The organism is Massilia alkalitolerans DSM 17462 (assembly GCF_000427785.1).
GTDB lineage: Bacteria > Pseudomonadota > Gammaproteobacteria > Burkholderiales > Burkholderiaceae_D > Telluria > Telluria alkalitolerans.
In genome coordinates, this window is the sequence record NZ_ATYR01000016.1 from 126875 (window position 1) to 145608 (window position 18734).

General features: G+C 65.2%; 14 protein-coding genes and 3 tRNA genes. 12 read left to right on the forward strand and 5 right to left on the reverse strand.

Annotated elements, in window-relative coordinates; genetic code table 11:
- Positions 1–80: 80 nt before the first annotated feature.
- The 6 genes from YWC_RS0117130 (at position 81) to YWC_RS0117160 (ending at position 9638) form a co-directional block, all read left to right on the forward strand.
- Positions 81–2192 carry a M3 family metallopeptidase gene (locus YWC_RS0117130; protein ID WP_027866483.1) on the forward strand — a complete coding sequence of 704 codons (2112 nt, stop codon included), beginning with the start codon at positions 81–83 and terminating at the stop codon, positions 2190–2192.
- A gap of 73 nt (positions 2193–2265) precedes the next feature.
- The gene (locus tag YWC_RS0117135; RefSeq protein WP_027866484.1) at positions 2266–4392 is read left to right on the forward strand and encodes a M3 family metallopeptidase; all 2127 of its coding nucleotides are present in this window, start codon (positions 2266–2268) and stop codon (positions 4390–4392) included.
- Between the two features lie 187 nt (positions 4393–4579).
- Positions 4580–4792, forward strand: a complete 213-nt coding sequence (locus YWC_RS0117140) for a VF530 family protein (RefSeq protein ID WP_027866485.1) — start codon at positions 4580–4582, stop codon at positions 4790–4792.
- A gap of 11 nt (positions 4793–4803) precedes the next feature.
- Entirely contained in the window at positions 4804–5100 is a 297-nt protein-coding gene (locus tag YWC_RS0117145) for a DUF4404 family protein (RefSeq protein WP_027866486.1), read from the forward strand.
- A 91-nt stretch (positions 5101–5191) separates the two neighbouring features.
- Positions 5192–7474, forward strand: coding sequence for a YgiQ family radical SAM protein (locus YWC_RS0117150; protein WP_027866487.1), 2283 nt, complete (start codon positions 5192–5194; stop codon positions 7472–7474).
- Between the two features lie 199 nt (positions 7475–7673).
- Complete coding sequence (locus tag YWC_RS0117160; RefSeq protein ID WP_156923772.1) at positions 7674–9638, forward strand: PKD domain-containing protein; 1965 nt, start codon at positions 7674–7676, stop codon at positions 9636–9638.
- On the opposite strand, the gene YWC_RS0117165 is transcribed toward YWC_RS0117160, so the two are convergent.
- Positions 9635–10798: an AI-2E family transporter gene (locus YWC_RS0117165; RefSeq protein ID WP_027866490.1), complete on the reverse strand. Its 1164-nt coding sequence runs from the start codon at positions 10796–10798 to the stop codon at positions 9635–9637. The genes YWC_RS0117160 and YWC_RS0117165 overlap by 4 nt on opposite strands.
- Positions 10795–11280, reverse strand: a complete 486-nt coding sequence (locus tag YWC_RS0117170) for a cyclic nucleotide-binding domain-containing protein (RefSeq protein WP_027866491.1) — start codon at positions 11278–11280, stop codon at positions 10795–10797. Before YWC_RS0117170 ends, YWC_RS0117165 begins: the two co-directional genes overlap by 4 nt.
- A gap of 241 nt (positions 11281–11521) precedes the next feature.
- Between YWC_RS0117170 and YWC_RS0117175 the strand changes: the two genes are divergently transcribed.
- On the forward strand, positions 11522–12676 hold the full coding sequence (locus YWC_RS0117175; RefSeq protein ID WP_027866492.1) for a GGDEF domain-containing protein: 1155 nt from the start codon (positions 11522–11524) through the stop codon (positions 12674–12676).
- Between the two features lie 213 nt (positions 12677–12889).
- On the opposite strand, the gene YWC_RS0117180 is transcribed toward YWC_RS0117175, so the two are convergent.
- The 3 genes from YWC_RS0117180 to YWC_RS0117190 all read right to left on the reverse strand — a co-directional run bounded on the left by YWC_RS0117180 (position 12890) and on the right by YWC_RS0117190 (position 13227).
- A tRNA-Asp gene (locus YWC_RS0117180) sits at positions 12890–12966 on the reverse strand.
- A gap of 66 nt (positions 12967–13032) precedes the next feature.
- A tRNA-Asp gene (locus YWC_RS0117185) sits at positions 13033–13109 on the reverse strand.
- A 42-nt stretch (positions 13110–13151) separates the two neighbouring features.
- Positions 13152–13227 (reverse strand) — tRNA-Val (locus tag YWC_RS0117190).
- Between the two features lie 189 nt (positions 13228–13416).
- Between YWC_RS0117190 and YWC_RS0117195 the strand changes: the two genes are divergently transcribed.
- The 5 genes from YWC_RS0117195 to YWC_RS32890 form a co-directional block, all read left to right on the forward strand.
- Complete coding sequence (locus YWC_RS0117195) at positions 13417–14688, forward strand: glycerate kinase type-2 family protein (protein ID WP_211238981.1); 1272 nt, start codon at positions 13417–13419, stop codon at positions 14686–14688.
- A gap of 211 nt (positions 14689–14899) precedes the next feature.
- Positions 14900–16426 carry a histidine kinase gene (locus YWC_RS31675; RefSeq protein ID WP_051306526.1) on the forward strand — a complete coding sequence of 509 codons (1527 nt, stop codon included), beginning with the start codon at positions 14900–14902 and terminating at the stop codon, positions 16424–16426.
- Positions 16426–17160, forward strand: a complete 735-nt coding sequence (locus tag YWC_RS0117205; RefSeq protein ID WP_027866494.1) for a LytR/AlgR family response regulator transcription factor — start codon at positions 16426–16428, stop codon at positions 17158–17160. The genes YWC_RS31675 and YWC_RS0117205 overlap by 1 nt, the downstream gene beginning before the upstream one ends.
- 135 nt (positions 17161–17295) lie before the next feature.
- Complete coding sequence (locus tag YWC_RS0117210) at positions 17296–18243, forward strand: DUF4189 domain-containing protein (protein ID WP_169728131.1); 948 nt, start codon at positions 17296–17298, stop codon at positions 18241–18243.
- Positions 18244–18375: 132 nt separating this feature from the next.
- Positions 18376–18734 (forward strand): IS1/IS1595 family N-terminal zinc-binding domain-containing protein (locus tag YWC_RS32890; protein ID WP_036214862.1); only part of this gene is annotated, 359 nt, incomplete at its 3' end.

Genomic DNA, 18734 nt, shown 5'->3' on the forward strand with positions numbered 1-18734 from the left:
CGCCTTTCGCCGCCGGGCCACAAGCCCGGCGGCGAAAGGCAGGCGTGTTCCAACGTAGTTCAATCACCATCCGAGACACCATGAATCGTCCCCGTATGCTCCTGATCGCGGCCAGCGTCGCGATGGCCAACCTGGCCTATGCCGCGCCGCTCGACGCGACCAACCCGTTCGCCAAGCCGAGCACCCTCCAGTACGGCTACCCGGCCTTCGACAAGATCAAGAACGAGCACTTCGCCCCGGCCTTCGCCGAAGGCATGCGCGAACAGGCTGCCGAAGTCGAAGCGATCGCCAACAACAAGGCTGCGCCGACCTTCGAGAACACCATCGTCGCGATGGAGCGTTCGGGCCGTCTGCTGAACCGCGTTTCGACCGTGTTCGGCACCCTGGTCGGTTCCTACACCAACGACAGCCTGCAGGCCCTGGACAAGGAACTGGCGCCGAAACTGGCCGCCCACGGCGACGCCATCCGCCTGAACCCGAAACTGTTCCAGCGCATCCAGACCCTGTACGCCAAGCGCGACAAGCTGGGCCTGGACGCCGAGTCGAAGTACCTGATCGAGCGCTACCACAAGGACTTCGTGCGCGCCGGCGCCAAGCTGTCGGATGCCGACAAACAGAAGCTGCGCGAGTACAACGGCAAGCTGGCCGCCCTGCAGACCCAGTTCAGCCAGAACGTGCTGAAGGAAGTGAACGCCTCGGCCTTCGTGGTCGACACCCGCGAAGAGCTGGCCGGCCTGCCGGCCAAGGCCATCGACGCCGCCGCCGCGGAAGCGAAGAAGCGCGGCCTGGACGGCAAGTTCGTGATCCCGGTCGTGAACACCACCCAGCAGGGCCCGCTGTCGACGCTGAACGTGCGCGGCACCCGCGAGAAGCTGCTGTCGATCTCGACCGTGCGCGGTTCGCGCGGCGGCGAATTCGACAACCGCGACATCGTGCTGCAGCTGGCCAAGCTGCGCGCCGAGCGCGCCGAGCTGCTGGGCTACAGCAGCCACGCCGCCTACTCGCTGGAAGACCAGACCGCCAAGGACACCACGGCGGTCAACAAGCTGCTGTCCGACCTGGCCGTGCCGGCCGTGCGCAACGCCAAGAAGGAAGCCGCCGAGATCCAGGAAATGATCGATGCGGAGAAGGGCGGCTTCAAGGTCGCGGCCTACGACTGGAACTACTACAGCGACAAGGTGCGCGCCGCCAAGTACGCCTTCGATGCCAACCAGCTCAAGCCTTACTTCGAACTCGACCGCGTGCTGAACGACGGCGCCTTCTTCGCCGCCAACAAGCTGTGGGGCATCACCTTCAAGCAGCGCAAGGACCTGCCGGTGTATGACGCCGACGTGCGTGTGTACGACGTGTTCGAAGAGAACGGCGAGCACCTGGCAATCTTCGTGCTCGACCCGTACGCGCGCTCGAACAAGCGCGGCGGCGCCTGGATGGGCGCCCTGGTCAGCCAAAGCACCCTGCTGGGCAACAAGCCGGTCATCACCAACAACCTGAACCTGGCCAAGCCGGCGCCGGGCGAGCCGACCCTGCTCACCTGGGACGAAGTGCGCACCACCTTCCACGAATTCGGCCACGGCACCCACGGCTGGTTCTCGAAGGTGAAGTACCCGCGCTTCTCGGGCACCAGCGTGCCGCGCGACTACGTCGAGCTGCCGTCGCAGGTCTACGAGATGTGGATGGCCTGGCCGGAAGTGCTGGCCAACTACGCCAAGCACTACCAGACCGGCGAACCGATGCCGAAGGAACTGCTGGACAAGCTGCGCGCCTCGCAGAAGTTCAACGAAGGCTACCGCACCACCGAGTACCTGGCCGCCGCGGTGATCGACCAGCGCTGGCACCAGCTCGGCTCGAAGGCCATCCCGACGGACGTGAAATCCTTCGAAGAGCAGGCACTGCGTGACGCGGGCCTGGACTTCGCGCCGGTCCCGCCGCGCTACAGCTCGACCTACTTCTCGCACGCCTTCTCGGGCGGCTACTCGGCCGGCTACTACAGCTACCTGTGGGCCGAACGCCTGGATGCCGACGCCGGCGAATGGTTCAAGGAAAACGGCGGCCTGCAGCGCAAGAACGGCGACCGCTTCCGCAAGATGGTGCTCTCGAAGGGCGGCACCATGGATGCGGTGCAGATGTACCGCGACTTCCGCGGCCGCGATCCGGTCATCGAGCCGCTGCTCGAGCGCCGTGGCCTGAACTGATGTCGATGAAGCCGGCGCTCGCGCCGGCTTTTTGATTGCAGCATTCTTCAACTAAAACCATAACGAGGACACCATGATCCGTCCACACATCCTGCTGGTCGCCGCCGCCAGCGCCGCTTCCGCCCTGGCCTACGCCGCTCCCGCTTCGATGCTCGAAGCCTCGAACCCGTTCGCCAAGCCGAGCACCCTGCCGTTCAACTACCCGGCCTGGGACAAGATCAGGAACGAGCACTTCGCCCCGGCCTTTGCCGAAGCGATGCGCCAGGAAGCGCTCGAAATCGAGGCGATCGCCAACAACAAGGCGGCGCCCACCTTCGAGAACACCATCGTCGCGATGGAGCGTTCGGGCCAGCTGATGAACCGTGTCGGCGCCGCCTTCGGCACCCTGAAGGGTTCGTACACCAACGACGCGCTGCAGGCCCTGGACAAGGAACTGGCGCCGAAGCTGTCGGCCCATAACGACGCGATCCGCCTGAACTCGAAGCTGTACGCCCGCATCAAGACGCTGTACGACAAGCGCAGCAAGCTGGGCCTGGACGCCGAGGGCCAGTACCTGATCGAGCGCTACCACACCGACTTCGTGCGCGCCGGCGCCCAGCTGTCCGACGCCGACAAGCAGAAACTGAAAGAGATGAACGGCCAGCTGGCCGCGCTGTCGACCCAGTTCGCCCAGAACGTGCTGAAGGAAGCGAATGCCTCGGCCCTGGTGGTGGACAGCCGCGCCGAGCTGGCCGGCATGTCCGACAAGGCGATCGACGCCGCCGCCGCCGAAGCCAAGAAGCGTGGCCTGGACGGCAAGTTCGTGATCCCGGTCGTGAACACCACCCAGCAGGCAGGCCTGTCGGTGCTGACCAACCGCGCCACCCGCGAGAAGCTGCTGGCGGCATCCATGGCGCGCGGCTCGCGCGGCGGCGAATTCGACAACCGCGAGGTCGTGCTGAAGATCGCCAAGCTGCGCGCCCAGCGCGCCGTGCTGCTGGGCTACCCGAACCACGCGGCCTACAACCTGGCCGACCAGACCGCCAAGGATACCAAAGCGGTGAACCAGCTGCTGGCCGAATTCGCCAAGCCGGCCGTGAACAACGCGCGCAAGGAAGCAGCCGAGATCCAGCAGGCGATCGACCAGGAAAAAGGCGGCTTCCAGGCCGCCGCGCACGACTGGGCCTTCTACAGCGACAAGGTGCGCGCCGCCAAGTACGCCTTCGACGGCAACCAGTTGAAACCCTATTTCGAACTGAACCGCGTGCTGGTGGATGGCGTGTTCTTCGCCGCTACCAAGGAATTCGGCATCACGTTCAAGGAGCGCAAGGACCTGCCGGCCTACAACGAGGACGTGCGCGTGTTCGACGTGTTCGACCACGACGGCAAGCAGCTGGCGATCTTCACCTTCGATCCCTACGCGCGCCCGAACAAGCGCGGCGGCGCCTGGGCCAATGCCTGGGTCCCGCAAAGCAAGCTGATGGGCACCAAGCCGGTCATCGCGAACAACCTGAACATCGCCAAGCCGGCCGCGGGCGAACCGACCCTGCTGACCTACGACGAAGTGCGCACCACCTTCCACGAGTTCGGCCACGCCCTGCATGGCATGTTCTCGGACGTGAAGTACCCGCGCTTCTCGGGCTCGCGCGTGCCGCGCGACTATGTCGAGTTCCCCTCGCAGGTGAACGAGATGTGGATGACCTGGCCGGAAGTGCTGGCGAACTACGCCAAGCACTACCAGACCGGCGCGCCGATGCCGAAGGAACTGCTGGACAAGGTGCAGGCTTCGCAGCAGTTCAACGAAGGCTTCCGCACCACCGAGTACCTGGCCGCGGCGCTGCTGGACCAGGCCTGGCACCAGCTGTCGCCGAACCAGATCCCGACTGACGTGTTGGCCTTCGAGGCTGACGCGCTCAAGAAAGCGGGCGTGGACTTCGCGCTGGTGCCGCCGCGCTACCGCACCACCTACTTCTCGCACACCTTCTCGGGCGGCTACTCGGCCGGCTACTACGGCTACCTGTGGGCCGAGAAGCTGGACGCGGATACCGTCAACTGGTTCAAGGAAAACGGCGGCCTGACCCGCAAGAACGGCGACCACTTCCGCAAGACCCTGCTGTCGCGTGGCGGCACCATCGATGCGATGCAGATGTACCGCAACTTCAGCGGCCGTGACGCGCAGGTGCGTCCGCTGCTGGAGCGCCGCGGCCTGACGGGCGAATAAGAGCGCCTAACAATTCCCCCGATGGCTGCGTTGCATCGCCTCGCCGTACTAGCGTACTGTCTTCGGCAATGCGCCTTGCCCTCGGGGTTTTGTTAGACGCACTAAAGCCCATTTGGCGCCGGCCGTGCAATGCGGCCGGCGCTTGTATACACTCCCGCAATTCCCTTCAACAGCAAATCCCCAAGCGATGAGTGTTCAATCCCTCCACGGTATTACTTTAGAATCCCTGTTAACCCGCCTCGTCGAGCACTACGGCTGGGAGGGACTCGGCCGCCGGATCGACATTAATTGTTTCCAGAAAGACCCGAGCATCAAGTCGAGCCTGAAGTTTTTGCGTCGCACCCCATGGGCGCGCGAGCAGGTCGAGGCGCTGTACCTCGAGACCCGCTTCACCAACTAGCGAGAGCGACAATGCTGAACGAGAACGAACACGAACGCGATGCGAACCTGAAGGCGCACCTGAAAGCCTTGCACCGCCACCTGCAGGAAACCGATAACGTCGATCCCGAGCTGGAAACCCTGTTGCGCCAGCTCGACGGCGACATCGACCGCGCCCTGGCGCGCCACGCCGAGAACGAGCTCGACGAGAACACCTACGGCCTGTCTTCCCGTACCCAGGAACTGGCCGCCCGCTTCGATGCGAACCACCCGACCTTCTCGGCCGGCCTGCGCCAGCTCGGCAATATGTTGTCCAACATGGGTATCTGAGCCTACTGCCGTGCTGCAACTCATTGATAAGTAAGCCATTTTTGGGTATCAAGGGAGACCCAAAAATGGTTTTCCGGTACAATACCGGCCAATGAACTCCCCAGTGAACCTTTTCGCGAGCGTCCCGAAGCGCTCCAGCCGCGCTCCCGTCGCGCCTTTCCTCCCGATGTCCCGTGCCGAAATGGACAAGCTCGGGTGGGATTCGTGCGACATCATCCTGGTCACCGGAGACGCCTACATCGACCACCCGAGCTTCGGGATGGCGCTGGTCGGCCGCCTGCTGGAAGCGCAGGGCTATCGCGTCGGCATCATCAGCCAGCCGGACTGGACCTCGGTCGAGCCCTTCCGCGCGCTCGGCAAGCCGAACCTCTACTGGGGCATTACCGCCGGCAACATGGACTCGATGGTCAACCGCTATACGGCCGACCGCAAGATCCGTTCCGACGACGCCTATACCCCGAACGCCGAGCCGAACAAGCGTCCTGACCGCGCCGTCACGGTGTACTGCCAGCGCGCCCGCGAAGCCTTCCCGGGCGTGCCGGTGATCGCCGGCAGCATCGAGGCCTCGCTGCGCCGCATCGCCCACTACGACTACTGGTCGGACAAGGTGCGCCGCTCGGTGCTGTTCGAGTCGAAGGCCGACCTGCTCATCTTCGGCAATGCCGAACGCGCGCTGGTGGACGTCACCCGCCGCATCGCCGCGGGCGAGAACATCAAGAACATCCGCGACCTGCGCGGCACCGCCTTCCTGGTGCCGCACGGCTGGCTGCCGGACGAAGAGTGGAGCGTGCACAACTCGACCCGCGTCGACGTCCCGGGCCGCGTCGACGCGCATCCGAACCCCTACGCGATGGCGCAGGAAGATACGAAAGCCTGCGCCACCGAAAACGCGCAGCCGGAACCAGTGGTGAAGCCAGTGGTGATCATGACGCGCGAAGAGCGCCAGGCCGCCGCCCGTGAAAAGGCGCGCAAGACTGTCGTGCGCCTGCCGAGTTTCGAGACCGTCAGCGAAGACCCGGTGATGTACGCGCACGCCTCGCGCGTGTTCCACCTCGAGTCGAACCCGGGCAATGCGCGCGCGCTGGTGCAGCAGCACGGCGACCGCGACGTCTGGCTGAACGCCCCGCCGCTGCCGCTGGCCATGGACGAGATGGACAACGTCTACGACCTGCCGTACGCGCGCGCGCCGCACCCGAGCTATGGCAAGGCCCACATCCCGGCCTGGGAAATGATCCGCTATTCGGTGAACATCATGCGCGGCTGCTTCGGCGGCTGCACCTTCTGCTCGATCACCGAGCACGAAGGCCGCATCATCCAGAGCCGCTCGGAACCCTCGATCCTGCGCGAGATCGAGCTGATCCGCGACACCACCAAGAATTTTGCCGGCACCATCACCGACCTGGGCGGTCCGACCGCCAACATGTACCGCCTGGCCTGCAAGGACAAGAAAATCGAGGAATCCTGCCGCCGCCTGTCGTGCGTCTACCCGACGATTTGCAGCAACCTCGGCACCGACCACAGCAAGCTGATCTCGCTGTACCGCAAGGCGCGCGCCATTCCCGGGATCAAGAAGATCCTGATCGGTTCCGGCCTGCGCTACGACCTGGCCGTGCGCTCGCCCGAGTACGTCAAGGAACTGGTCACCCACCACGTGGGCGGCCTGCTGAAGATCGCGCCCGAGCACACCGAGCAGGGCACGCTGTCGAAGATGATGAAGCCGGGCATCGGCGCCTACGACGAGTTCAAGCGCCTGTTCGACAAGTACTCGATCGAGGCCGGCAAGAAGCAATACCTGATTCCGTACTTCATCGCGGCCCACCCGGGCTCGACCGACGAGGACATGCTGAACCTGGCCCTGTGGCTGAAGAAGAACAACTTCAGGCTCGACCAGGTGCAGACCTTCACGCCGACGCCGATGGCGATGGCCACCACCATGTACCACTCCGGCAAGAACCCGCTGGCGAAGGTGACGGAAGATTCGGAAGTCGTCGAAACCGCCAAGAGCGGCAAGACCCGCAAGCTGCACAAGGCCTTCCTGCGCTACTACGATCCGGAGAACTGGCCGGTCCTGCGCGAGGGCCTGAAACGCATGGGACGTGGCGACCTGATCGGCACGGGCGAGCGCCACCTGGTGCCGCCGCCAGGCGCCGAGCCGGCGCCGGACTGGGACCGCAAGCGCATGGTGCCGGGCGGTACGCCGGTGGGCGAGCGTGAGGTCGGCAAGCGTGGACCGGGCACCGCCCGTGGTGCCGGACGCGACAAGGTGCAGGTGCGCGTCGAACGTGCGCCGGCCGCGGTCGTGGCCGCGTCGTCCAAGGCAAGGCCTTCGATCCTCGATACGATCAAGTCCAAGCCGAAGGCAGGGCGTAAATAAGGCAGCGTTGCCGACACAAGAACCGGAGCTGGTCTCCGGTTTTTTTTCGCCTTTTTACTGAGGAATCTGGCTGAAAAACAAGCTGATGGGGCTTTGTGCGCGCACAGGATAGCGCTGGAACCGGACGTCAGAATCGATCGTGGAGGGTCGCCGGCACAAGCCGCAGACCTGCACGATCACTTCTTTCCGGGAGCACAAAGTGAACCGCATAAACGACCCAGGCCGGGCGCTGCCAGGCCTGCTCCGGCTGTCCGCATGCCTGCTCGGCAGCATGCTCATCACGGGTGTGGCCACTGCCTGGCAAACGCCGCCGGCGGATGAGCAGGCACTCGCCAAGGGGTACTCGCCGACCATGTATCGCGTGATCAACCTGCGCCCGGCCGGCGAGAGTCTGACCGGGGGCTGGGCCTTCAATGCGCGCAACCAGCTTGCGTTCTCGACCGTCACCGGATTCGTGACCCGTGGCTGGTTCTATGACGGCCGCAGCTTGGTGGACATCGGCTCGCTCAATGGCCGGACCACTGGCGTCAGCGACCTCAACGATGCCGGACAGATCGCCGGCACCGGCTTCATCCGCGACGTGGGCACGCCAGAAAATCCCGGCGAGATCTATCATGCCTTTATCTGGAGCAGGGCAGGCGGCATGCGCGATCTCGGCACTCTCGGCAGGGACGGTAGCTCCGTCGCACGTGCAATGAATAACCTGGGTCAGGTGGTCGGACACGCGGATGCTCCCGACGGCAGGTCCCACGCATTCATCTGGAATCCGCGCGAGGGCATGCGCGATCTCGGCCTGCTCGATTCGCGTTCCGATAGCTTCAGCACTGCCATTGCGATCAACGATGCCGGCGAGGTTGCAGGCGCATCTGGCCAGAACGACAACAGCAACTATCATGCCTTCAGATGGACACGCCAGAAGGGCTTGCAGGATCTCGGCACTCTTGGCGGCACGAGCTCGGTTGCGTGGGGCATCTCCGAAGATGGCCTGATAGCGGGCCAAGCGGCGCTGCGCGGCAATGTTGCTACCCATGCCTTTGCCTGGACGCGTCGTAGCGGCATGCGGGATATCGGCCCTTCCGGCCGCGACGATGCGTTCGTGCAGGGGGTTACGCCGAACGGACACGTATTCGGTTTCCTGCTGCGGGACGATGGCAGGCGCGCGTTCTCCTGGACCCGTGAAGGCGGCATGCGCATTCTCGGCACCTTGGGCGGCAGCGACGCGCTTTCCTCCGGCGGCAACAACAAACGGGAGGTAGTGGGCGGATCATTCACCGCCGGCGACCTGGATTTCCACGCCGTGCTCTGGACGCCGAAGGGCGGCGTGATCGACCTGAACACGCGCCTGCGTAATGCGCCGGCCGGGCTGGTGCTGAGAGACGCCGCCACGATCTCGGACGATGGCTACATCCTGGCCGAATCGAATGCCGGTCTGGTGCTGCTAGTGCCCGACAGCTGCCCGACCCGCACGCAGTCGGTCGGCCCGGTCGTGGCCAACGGCCTGGTGCCGGTAGGCCGCCCGTTCGCATCCTCGGTGAGCACCGCGAGCGAGGATAAGGCCGCCAGTCATAATGTCCTGTGGAACTGGGGCGACGGCAGCGGCGACCAGCAGGGCAGCATGCGCATGCGCGAGGGCAGCGGCGCCGCCAGTGCCCAGCACGCCTACGCGGCGCCCGGCGTCTACACGCTGCAGGCGAAAGTCGCCGACCGCAGCGGCCAGGGCGCGGCCGTCAGCCGTACCGTCGTGGCCTACGAAGCGGCGCCCGGCGTGACGGCCGCCAGCGGCTGGTTCATGTCCCCGCGCGGCGCCCACAAGGCGGCCGGCAGCAGGGTCGACCGGGTGGACCTCAGCTTCCTGTTCCCGTCCGGCGGCAAGGCGGCGCCGCGCCTGAGCCTCAACGGCACCGGACTGCAGTTCAGCAGCGAGGACATCCGCATGGTGAAGCAGTCCGGGGCACGCGGCTTCGAGGGCAGCGGCAGCCTCAACGGCCGCAGCGGCTATCGCTTCAGCCTGAACACGGCGGCAGGCGCTACCGGCGCGACGGGACGGGTCGGGCTGAAGATCTGGCATACCGATCCCGCCAGCGGCGCCGTGGTCGTCGATTACGACAACGCGGGATCGAACAGGTCGGGCTCAGCGTTCCGGGGCGAGATCCGGATGCACTAGCTCTCTATCCCTGGCACCGTGCGTGCGCGCCGCTCATGGGCGACATCCAGGTCGATGCTGGCCTGGCGCGTGCGCAGGGTGCGCGCATAGCGGTGCCGGGCGCGCAGGCGCGGATTGGTGACGAGGCGTCCCAGCGTCTCGCCCACCACCATCACCACGCCCAGTAGCGGCAGCACCAGCATCAGTCCCACCACGCCGGCCAGCGCGCCGCCGATGAAGATCATCAAGACCGTCACCAGGGGATGGACGCGGATGCTGCGCCCGAGGGTCAGCGGCATGAACACGAAGTCGTCCAGCAGGCGCACCAGCACGAACACGCCGATGGCGCCGTAGGCGATGAAGGGATTGCTGGGCGCATCGGTCGAGGCGACGATCACCACCAGTACGCAGCCGACCACCGAGCCCACGAAAGGCACCCAGGCCAGCACCGCGCAGAACAGGCCCAGCAGCAGCGGCGAGGACACGCCGATCGTCCACAGGCCCAGCGCCAGCACCGCCGTGTCGAGCACGGTCAGCTTGAGCAGGCCCTCGAAATAGCGGCGCGCGGTCTGGTCGACTTCGTGCAGCAGGTAGAGCGCGCGCTCGAAATAGGCGTTCGGCACCGCGCGCGCCAGGAATTTCTTGAAGCGCAGGCCATCGCGCAGGAAGAAGAAGGCGAGGAAGGGCGCCAGCAGCAGCGAGGGCACCCAGGTCGCGAGCGCGACCAGGATCTCGCCCAGGTGCTTTTCGGCGAAGTTGTCGGTATGGGCGCGGAAGATGCCGTTCACGGTCGAGGTCAGGCGCATCTCGGCCAGCAGCGGGAAGCGCTTCTCGAGCAGGGTCATGGTGTTGTGCACGAAGGCGATGCCGCCGTCGAGGTAGAGGCCGACCGTCTGTTCCCACGACTCTTCTTCCGGCCCGCGGCTCCACGAGAAAGCCGCGGTCAGGGCCAGCGCTAGGGCGGCGAAGAAGCCCAGGCAGACCAGCATCGCCGCGGCATTGCGGCCGTAGCCGCCGCGCACCAGGCGCTGCATCGGCCCGACCAGGATGTAGTGCAGCACTCCGCCGAACAGGAAGGGCAGGGCCAGCCACAGCATCTGCTGCACCACCAGCAGCAGTACGCAGGTGGCGGCGATGATCCCGGTCCACACGAACGGCCCGGCGCGCTCGCTGCGGTTCATAGGGCTTCCAGCTGGGGACGGCCGGTGCCCATCCATTCGCGCAGGCGCAGGCCGATGTGGCGTGCCAGCGCCAGCGAGATCTTGTAGCCGATCACGGCATCGGTCTCCAGCAGCCCAAGAAAGTCGGCGCGGAAGAACACCGCCATCTCGCAGGGCTCGACGGCGCGTGCCTGGGCATTGCGCGGGGAGTTGTCGAGCAGGGCCAGGTCACCGAAGAAGCTGCCCGGCCCGAGCTCGGCCACCACCTGGTTGCTGCCTTCGTGCAGCTTGCTGATGAGGACCCGGCCGCTCATGATCAGGTACAGCGCCTGGCCTTCCTCGCCCTCGTCGAAAACGATCTCGTCGGTGAGGTAGCGGCGCTCGTGCAACAGGCCGTCGACGATTTCCAGTTCCAGCGGCGTCAATGCCGAGAACAGCGCCAGGTTCTTCAGGCGATGCAGGCGCGGCGACATCTTGGGCGACTTGAGGAAACCGAAAATCACGATTGCTCCAGCATGGTGCGTTGGTATGTTGTCGGATGATTATCCGCTATCGGGTGCTGCTGCGCATCAAAAAAGCTGTGACCCGCATATGTCCCAACTGAAAGTGTTGCGCTCTACACATGTCTATTCAATTGTGCGGACCCATGGTTGGGAAAGCGTGTAATATAGTTCTTTAAGGAAACATATATTAATAAATGAACATGATTGTGGTGAAGTTAATGGCTCACCCATGGGATCAGCGGTGCTCGATATTCATTCCTTCCTGCTGGCGCTAGGCCTCGGCAACATCGCGTTCGCCGTTCTCATGGCGGGCTATACGCATGGCGCCGCGCCCAGTCCGGGATTGCGCCTGTGGATGTGGGCGCGCTTTGGCATGGGCATGTGCCAGCTGCTGGGCTGGTGCCGGGTCTATTTCGACGTGCCCATGCTCAATGGCATCGAGGGCGCCGGCTGGGTCCTCGCGATCTCGCTGGAAGTGGCCGCCTACTGCATCTTCTTCGGGCTCGAGCGCTGGCAGCGCGTGTTGCTGCCGATGTCGGCGCTGGCCCTGGCCATCGTGCTGGCGGCCGGCAGCGTCGGCGCACCCGTACCCTATCTCACCGCGTTGGTCGCCGGTGTCCTCGCGCTGTTCTCGGCGGCGATGGCCTGGATCCTGCTGCGTCCGCGGCGCCGCGCCTCGCTGCTGCAGCGGATTATCGGTATCAATGACGCGCTGTTTGCGGTCTCGGTCGCCCTGTGGGCCGCCAACAGCCTGGGCAGCGATGCCCTGCTGGGCCAGCGTGCCGCGCAGGAGTCGGCTTACCTGGCCGGTTATCTCCTGATGATCGTGAACGGCTTCGGCTTTCTGCTGTTGTGCAAGGAAAAGGACGATGCCGAGATGGCGCGCCTGGCCACGACCGACAGCCTCACCGGCCTGCCGAACCGCCACGCCTTCCTCGAGCGCGCCGAGAACGCACGCCAGGCTGCGCTGCGCCAGCGCCAGCCGCTGGCGCTGGCGATGATGGATATCGACCATTTCAAGCAGATCAACGACCGTTTCGGCCATGCCACCGGCGACGAGGCCTTGAAGGTGTTCGCCTGCACCGCGCGCGCGACCCTGCGTGCGCACGAGACCATCGGTCGCCTCGGTGGCGAGGAGTTCGCGATGGTACTGCCGGGCACCGAACTGGCCGGTGCGCTGGCCGCCGCCGAACGCCTGCGCCAGGCCGTGCGCGAGGCGGTCATGATCACCAGCGGCAGCAACTATACGATGACGGTGAGTATCGGCGTTGTCGTGCTCGATCCGAACGAGACGCTGGGGATGGCGCTGGCACGGGCGGACCATGCGCTGTATGCGGCGAAGAGCGGGGGAAGGGATCGGGTCGAAGCGGGGAGGCCGCAGCAGCGGAGGGCTTGAAAAGACTGAAGTGCAAATAAAAATGGTCCGCGTTGGCGGACCATTTTTATTTGAGACGTTCAAAGCGGACGGGGCTCGCCCACGTGCCGCGGGCCGCGGATTCGCTTGCAAGCGAATCCCTTCGAGCCCACGGCCCGTGTCTGTCCGCAGGGACAGACACTCTGACCGCTGAACGAAAAAAGGGTCCGACTTCTCGGACCCTTCCTCTTAAGCTGGCGGAGCGGACGGGGCTCGAACCCGCGACCCCCGGCGTGACAGGCCGGTATTCTAACCAACTGAACTACCGCTCCGTTTTATTCTTCTTCGTCACTTTGAAAAAGAAAAGGTCCGACGAATCAGACCTTTTCTCTTGATACTGGCGGAGCGGACGGGGCTCGAACCCGCGACCCCCGGCGTGACAGGCCGGTATTCTAACCAACTGAACTACCGCTCCGTTTACTCTGATCAGTACTTCGATCAACCTGCTGAATGTGCTTGGTGGGCGCTGAGAGGCTCGAACTCCCGACCTAATCCTTGTAAGGGATCCGCTCTACCAACTGAGCTAAGCGCCCGGCTTCTCTATTCAGAGGTTTCTGTCTGACGCTTGTCATTGCGTCCGAAGAGGCCCGAATTATAGAGGCTGGAATTCAAGGTGTGCAAGGGTTTTCGAAAAAAATCGACAACGCTTGGAGGATGGGCGCCGTTTTCACGATCCCGGTGCTTTTGTGTAAATATCGTGCTTCGCTCCGATGAGAACCGCCATGCCCACCGCCCACCCCTTGTTGCAGCACCTGTTCGACGCCGCCATGGCCGCCGCCGATCCCTACCATCTGGTCGGGCCGCACCTGCCGCTGCCGCCCAAGGGGCGCACCCTGGTGCTCGGGGCCGGCAAGGCGGCCGCGCGCATGGCCGAGGCGGTCGAGCGCCACTGGCAGGGGCCGCTCGAGGGACTGGTGGTCACGCGCTACGGCCACGGCGCGCCGACCCGCCACATCGAGGTCATCGAAGCCGGCCACCCGGTGCCGGACGCGGCCAGCGAGGACGCGGCCCGCCGCATGCTGGAAGCCGCCGCCGGGTTGGGGCCGGATGACCTGGTGCTGTGCCTGGTGTCCGGCGGCGGCTCCGCACTGATGTCGCTGCCCGCGCCCGGCATCACGTTCGAGGAAAAGCGCGCGCTGAACCGGGAGCTGCTGCGCTGTGGCGCGCCGATCGGCGAGATGAACCGCGTGCGCCGGCACCTGTCCGCCATCAAGGGCGGACGGCTGGCGCTGGCCTGCCATCCGGCGCGTGTGGTGACCCTGGTGGTATCGGACGTGCCGGGTGACGATCCGGCCGTGGTGGCCTCGGGCCCCACCGTGCCCGACGGCAGCACCGGCCTGGACGCGCTCGCCATTCTGGAGAAGTACCGGATTCCTGTATCAGGCGCCGTGCGCACGGTGCTGATGGACGCGCAGCTGGCGGCGCCGCTGCCGGGCGATCCGCGCCTGGCGCGCAATGCCACCCACGTCATCGTCACCGCCCAGCAGTCGCTCGATGCCGCGGCAAGCGCCGCGCGCGCGGCCGGCTATGCGCCGCTGATCCTGTCGTCGAGCATGGAAGGCGAGGCGCGCGAGGTGGCGCTGGTGCATGCCAGTATTGCGCGCCAGGTCGTGCAGCATGGCCAGCCGCTGGGTGCGCCCTGCGTGATTCTCTCGGGCGGCGAAACCAGCGTCACCGTGCGCGGCCAGGGCAGGGGCGGGCGCAATGCCGAATTCCTGCTGGCGCTCGGCGTCGCCCTCGACAGCCTGCCGGGCGTGCATGCGCTCGCCGCCGACACCGACGGCATCGACGGCACCGAAGACAATGCCGGCGCCTGGCTCGCGCCCGGTACGCTGGCGCGGGCGCGCGCCCAGGGACGCGACGCGCGCGCGCACCTGGCGGACAACGACGGCTACGGCTTCTTCTCCGCCCTCGGCCAATTGATCGTCACCGGCCCTACCCGCACCAACGTCAACGACTTTCGCGCCATCGTCATCGAAACCGACGTGTTGTAAATATCAGCGCTGCCTCACAGCGCCATCGACGTCGACAACCTGGCCGGCTTCACCACGAGCTGCCTCAGTGGGGTGTCCCGTTCAAGGGCTCTGGCGCTGAATCCCACGGTTAGCCGTATCCATTCCGAGAACGGCCGTGTTCGTCGCACGAGGGCTGGTGCATAATGCTGCACCTCGTAAAGATGGCGCTCTGCCACTTTTCGGAAATTCGATGACTACCTTCGCCACCCAAGCAAAAACAAGCCTGCTCAGTATCCTGGTCCTGACCGGACTCGTCGTGGCCGCCCTTTCCGGAACCGTCGTTGCCGGGATTGCCCTGCTGTTCGGCGCGACTCCGCACACCTGGCATGTGGCCTATGGTGGCTCCGCCGGCTTCCTGGCCTTGCTGGCCGTACAGTTCATCTATCTCGGATTCGCGGCCCAGCTGGTCCGCACACGGGCCGCAGCGCGCATGCTGGTCCGTTATGCCCTGGCCCTGCAATTGCAGGCGCTGGTCGAGTTGCTCCTGCTTGCGCTGACCATGGCGGCAGTTGCAGGCGGCACGTTCTTCCTGATGGGCCTGCTGGGCGACCATCAGGCGCAAAGCGAACTGCTGGCCTACTTCTTCGAGGAAAGCAACTGGATCGCCGCGGCCATGTTCGTGCTGATGCTGCCGGCGCTGACCATGCTGATCGGTGCCTGGAGGCTGCACGCGCTGAGCGGCACACCCGGCGCCGTGCTGGCCGCCGCGGACGGCAGCCTGGTCCAGCGGGAGCTTGGCGTTACCGCCGATACCGCGGACCTGCGCCATTCCCTTTCTTCCCTGGTCGAGCGCCTGACCAACAGGAGCATGCCTGGACTGGGACGGCTCTGGTACACCCCGCATCCGCGCCTGCGCGTCAGCGATGCCGGCGGCAGCCCGGAATATGAACTGGTCTGGACCAATTGCCCGATGAAACTCCTCATTACCCTGCGTGCCGACCAGGACGGCGGCCAGCGGGTAGTGGCGCGTTCGGTCCTGCGCGCCGGCTGGCATCGGGTCGAGCTGTTCGCGACACCGCTCGACGCGCTGGCGCAGATGCAGTACATCGAGACCCACCTGCTGGTGCCCTTGCGCGACGGGCTGGCCAAGATATCGGCCGAGCGCCAGCGCGACGCGCTGCGCAATCAGGCCGTCGAAAACCAATTGCGCATCCTGCAGGCCCAGATCGAACCGCATTTTCTGTTCAATACCCTTGCCAATGTGCGCCATCTCTACCGCAGCAGCGTGACCGCGGGGGAGGATATGCTCGACCACCTGATCGCCTACCTGCGCAGCGCCATGGACGAGCTGCGCGCCGAAGACTCGACCGTGGTGCGCGAGATGGACCTGGCCCTGCACTATCTTGCCATCATGCAGATTCGCATGGGCGAACGGCTCTCCTACCGCTTCGTGTTGCCGGATGCCCTGAAGGACCATGCCTTCCCGCCGGCGATGCTGATTTCGCTGGTGGAGAACGCCATCAAACACGGTATCGGCGGCTGCGAGCACGGCGAGATCGTGCTGTCGGCCAGCGCCGCGGACGGCCGCTTGCGCCTGCGCGTTGCCGACAACGGCAAGGGCCTGTCGAGCGTCGGTGGGACAGGCGTGGGCCTGTCGAACATCCGGCAGCGCCTGGAAGGGATGTTCGGCAGCGCGGCCTGGCTCGAAGTCGGCGCGGAGCCGGATGCCGGATTCACCGCGACCATCGTGCTGCCACTCAAAGAAAGGAAAGACTGATGCCCACCGCATTGCTGGCGGAAGACGAACCGCTGCTCATGGCCGAACTGAAGGAGGCGCTGGCCGACCTCTGGCCCGAACTGCGGATCGTGGCTGAAACCACGGACGGTGCGGCGACCCTGGCCGCACTCAGGCAGCATGCACCGGACGTGGCCTTCCTCGACATCAACATGCCCAAGGCGAGCGGCCTCGAGGTTGCAAGGATGCGCCCGCCCGGAACCGCCGTGGTGTTTCTTACTGCCTACGGCCAGCATGCGCTGGACGCCTTCGATGTCGGCGCGGCCGACTACCTGGTCAAGCCGCTCAACCGCGGGCGGCTGCTGGAGACCATCGACCGGCTGCGCGCCCGCACTGCCCGCCAGGAGACGGCGCCGGCGGCCGCGCCCGCGCCGGCGGAGCCGGTATGCTACCTCGCCTGGATCCAGGCTTCGGTCGGTAACATGATCCGCGTGATCACGACGGACGAGGTCGTCTTCTTCCAGTCCGATGCCAAGTACACCAAGGTCGTGACGGCGCAGGTCGAGGCGCTGATCCGGGTTCCCGTCAAGGACCTGATGCTGCAGCTCGACCCGGATGCCTTCATCCAGGTCAGCCGCGGCGCGATCGTCAACCGCCGCAGGATCGAGGCCATCATCCGCCGCGATGGCCAGATGGAGGTGCGGCTCAAAGGGCGCCCGGAAGTACTCGCGGTGAGTGCAGGCTACCAGGGCCAGGCCGCATTCCGGCAAATGTAGCTGCAAGGCGCATTCCACCAAACGGCGTGTCCATTCCAGAAATGGCCGTGTCCATCGCGTGCTCTCTGGAAAGGCAGAACGCCATCGGGAATCATGTCCTGGAAGCCCATGCCGGGCGACTTTGGAAGAACTGACATGAAGCCTTTTCGAACTCTCGCTTTTACCTTTGCCGGCCTGCTGTTGGCATGTTCCAGCTGGTCCGCTCATGCGGCTGCGGCCGTTGCCTTTGCCGACAACGGCAAAAACTTTATCGCGTTCAACGAGAACGATCTCGAGCGCGCCAAAGTCAAAGCGCTACAGGGATGCCGAGCCAGGGGAAACAACTGCAAGATCATGGGCGCGACCAATAATGCTGGAGCGATTGCCTTTGCCGATGCCCCTGCCGGAGCCGCGTTTGCGATTCGCAAGGACCCTGGTGCGGCACGCGATGCCGTACTCGCGGAATGCCGCAAGCTCTACCAGGGCTGCAAGTTCGACGCTCTGTTCTGGGAGCGTGGCGGCACGTGGGTCGCCTGGGCCACTGCCGTTGATTCCAACGGCGCCATGGTCTTCGAGCATTTTGCACACCGTCACTTGACCGAAGCAGCTGCCCGCGAAGAAGCATTGGCCCGATGCGAAGCCGGAATCAAGGGTCGGCCCGATGCAAGCTGCAAGCTCGATGCGGCTTGGGGCAAATGGACGCACGCCATCGCCAGGTCCGGCAAACACGTTGGCGCCGGCGTCGTGCGTGACCGCCAACTGGCAGAAGCCGATGCCCTGCGCGCTTGCCGGATGGCGGCCGGCCAAGGGGAATCTTGCAGAATCGAGCGGGTGACGGAAAACCTTGGACCGACTGACGAGCCCGCTAGCTTTGTCCGGATCGCGGCGCAGACCGTCATGGAAAAGGAAAAGGCACTCATTGCGAGTCGACAACGGCAGTCGGCCAAGATTCAAAAGACGGTGTTGAGTTGCACTAACCGCTGCGTCAATGGAAGCTGTGTGCGCAGCTTTCCAGATGGGCGAACCGAGCGTTGGGAAGCTCCTCGCGAATTCGATCCGTTTACGCAGGAATGGAAGTGGAATACCTCGAGTTGTGGAGGCTGAGCCAGTGTAGACACAGGAGGCCGCGCCCAGCGCGGCCTTTTTATTGGCGCTGTCACCACTACGTGTTGGAGATCTTGAACTGTTGAGCTGGGCCGATGTCAAACCACTGTCCGATCGACAGTGGAGGTGGCAATGCAGGCAGCAAGCTTCAAACCCTGGCTGGCACGTGTCGCGCAGCTGACCAGGCGCCAGCGCGAACAATTGCTCGCGCTTTTGCGCCCGGCAGTTGGACTGGACCGTGTCTGTGCGACGATCGAGGAGGCCAGGAGCCCGTCTTCATGTCCGGCCTGTCAGGGTCTGCGGCTGCATCGCCACGGGCACGTCCGCGGGGTACAGCGCTATCGCTGCTGCGCCTGCGGCAAGACTTTCAGCGCCTTGACGGGTACGCCGCTGGCCCGGCTGCGCCACCGCGCCAAATGGCTGGATTACCTGGACGGCATGCTCGAGGGCCAGTCGGTGCGCAAGACGGCAGACCGGCTCGGCGTGCACCG

Coding starts and splice junctions, on each gene's coding strand:
- YWC_RS0117195 (WP_211238981.1), top strand. CDS start 13,417: ATGCCCACCGCCCACCCCTTGTTGCAGCACCTGTTCGACGCCGCCATG.
- YWC_RS0117135 (WP_027866484.1), top strand. CDS start 2,266: ATGATCCGTCCACACATCCTGCTGGTCGCCGCCGCCAGCGCCGCTTCC.
- YWC_RS0117145 (WP_027866486.1), top strand. CDS start 4,804: ATGCTGAACGAGAACGAACACGAACGCGATGCGAACCTGAAGGCGCAC.
- YWC_RS0117210 (WP_169728131.1), top strand. CDS start 17,296: ATGAAGCCTTTTCGAACTCTCGCTTTTACCTTTGCCGGCCTGCTGTTG.
- YWC_RS0117150 (WP_027866487.1), top strand. CDS start 5,192: ATGAACTCCCCAGTGAACCTTTTCGCGAGCGTCCCGAAGCGCTCCAGC.
- YWC_RS0117140 (WP_027866485.1), top strand. CDS start 4,580: ATGAGTGTTCAATCCCTCCACGGTATTACTTTAGAATCCCTGTTAACC.
- YWC_RS0117130 (WP_027866483.1), top strand. CDS start 81: ATGAATCGTCCCCGTATGCTCCTGATCGCGGCCAGCGTCGCGATGGCC.
- YWC_RS0117205 (WP_027866494.1), top strand. CDS start 16,426: ATGCCCACCGCATTGCTGGCGGAAGACGAACCGCTGCTCATGGCCGAA.
- YWC_RS31675 (WP_051306526.1), top strand. CDS start 14,900: ATGACTACCTTCGCCACCCAAGCAAAAACAAGCCTGCTCAGTATCCTG.
- YWC_RS0117165 (WP_027866490.1), bottom strand. CDS start 10,798: ATGAACCGCAGCGAGCGCGCCGGGCCGTTCGTGTGGACCGGGATCATC.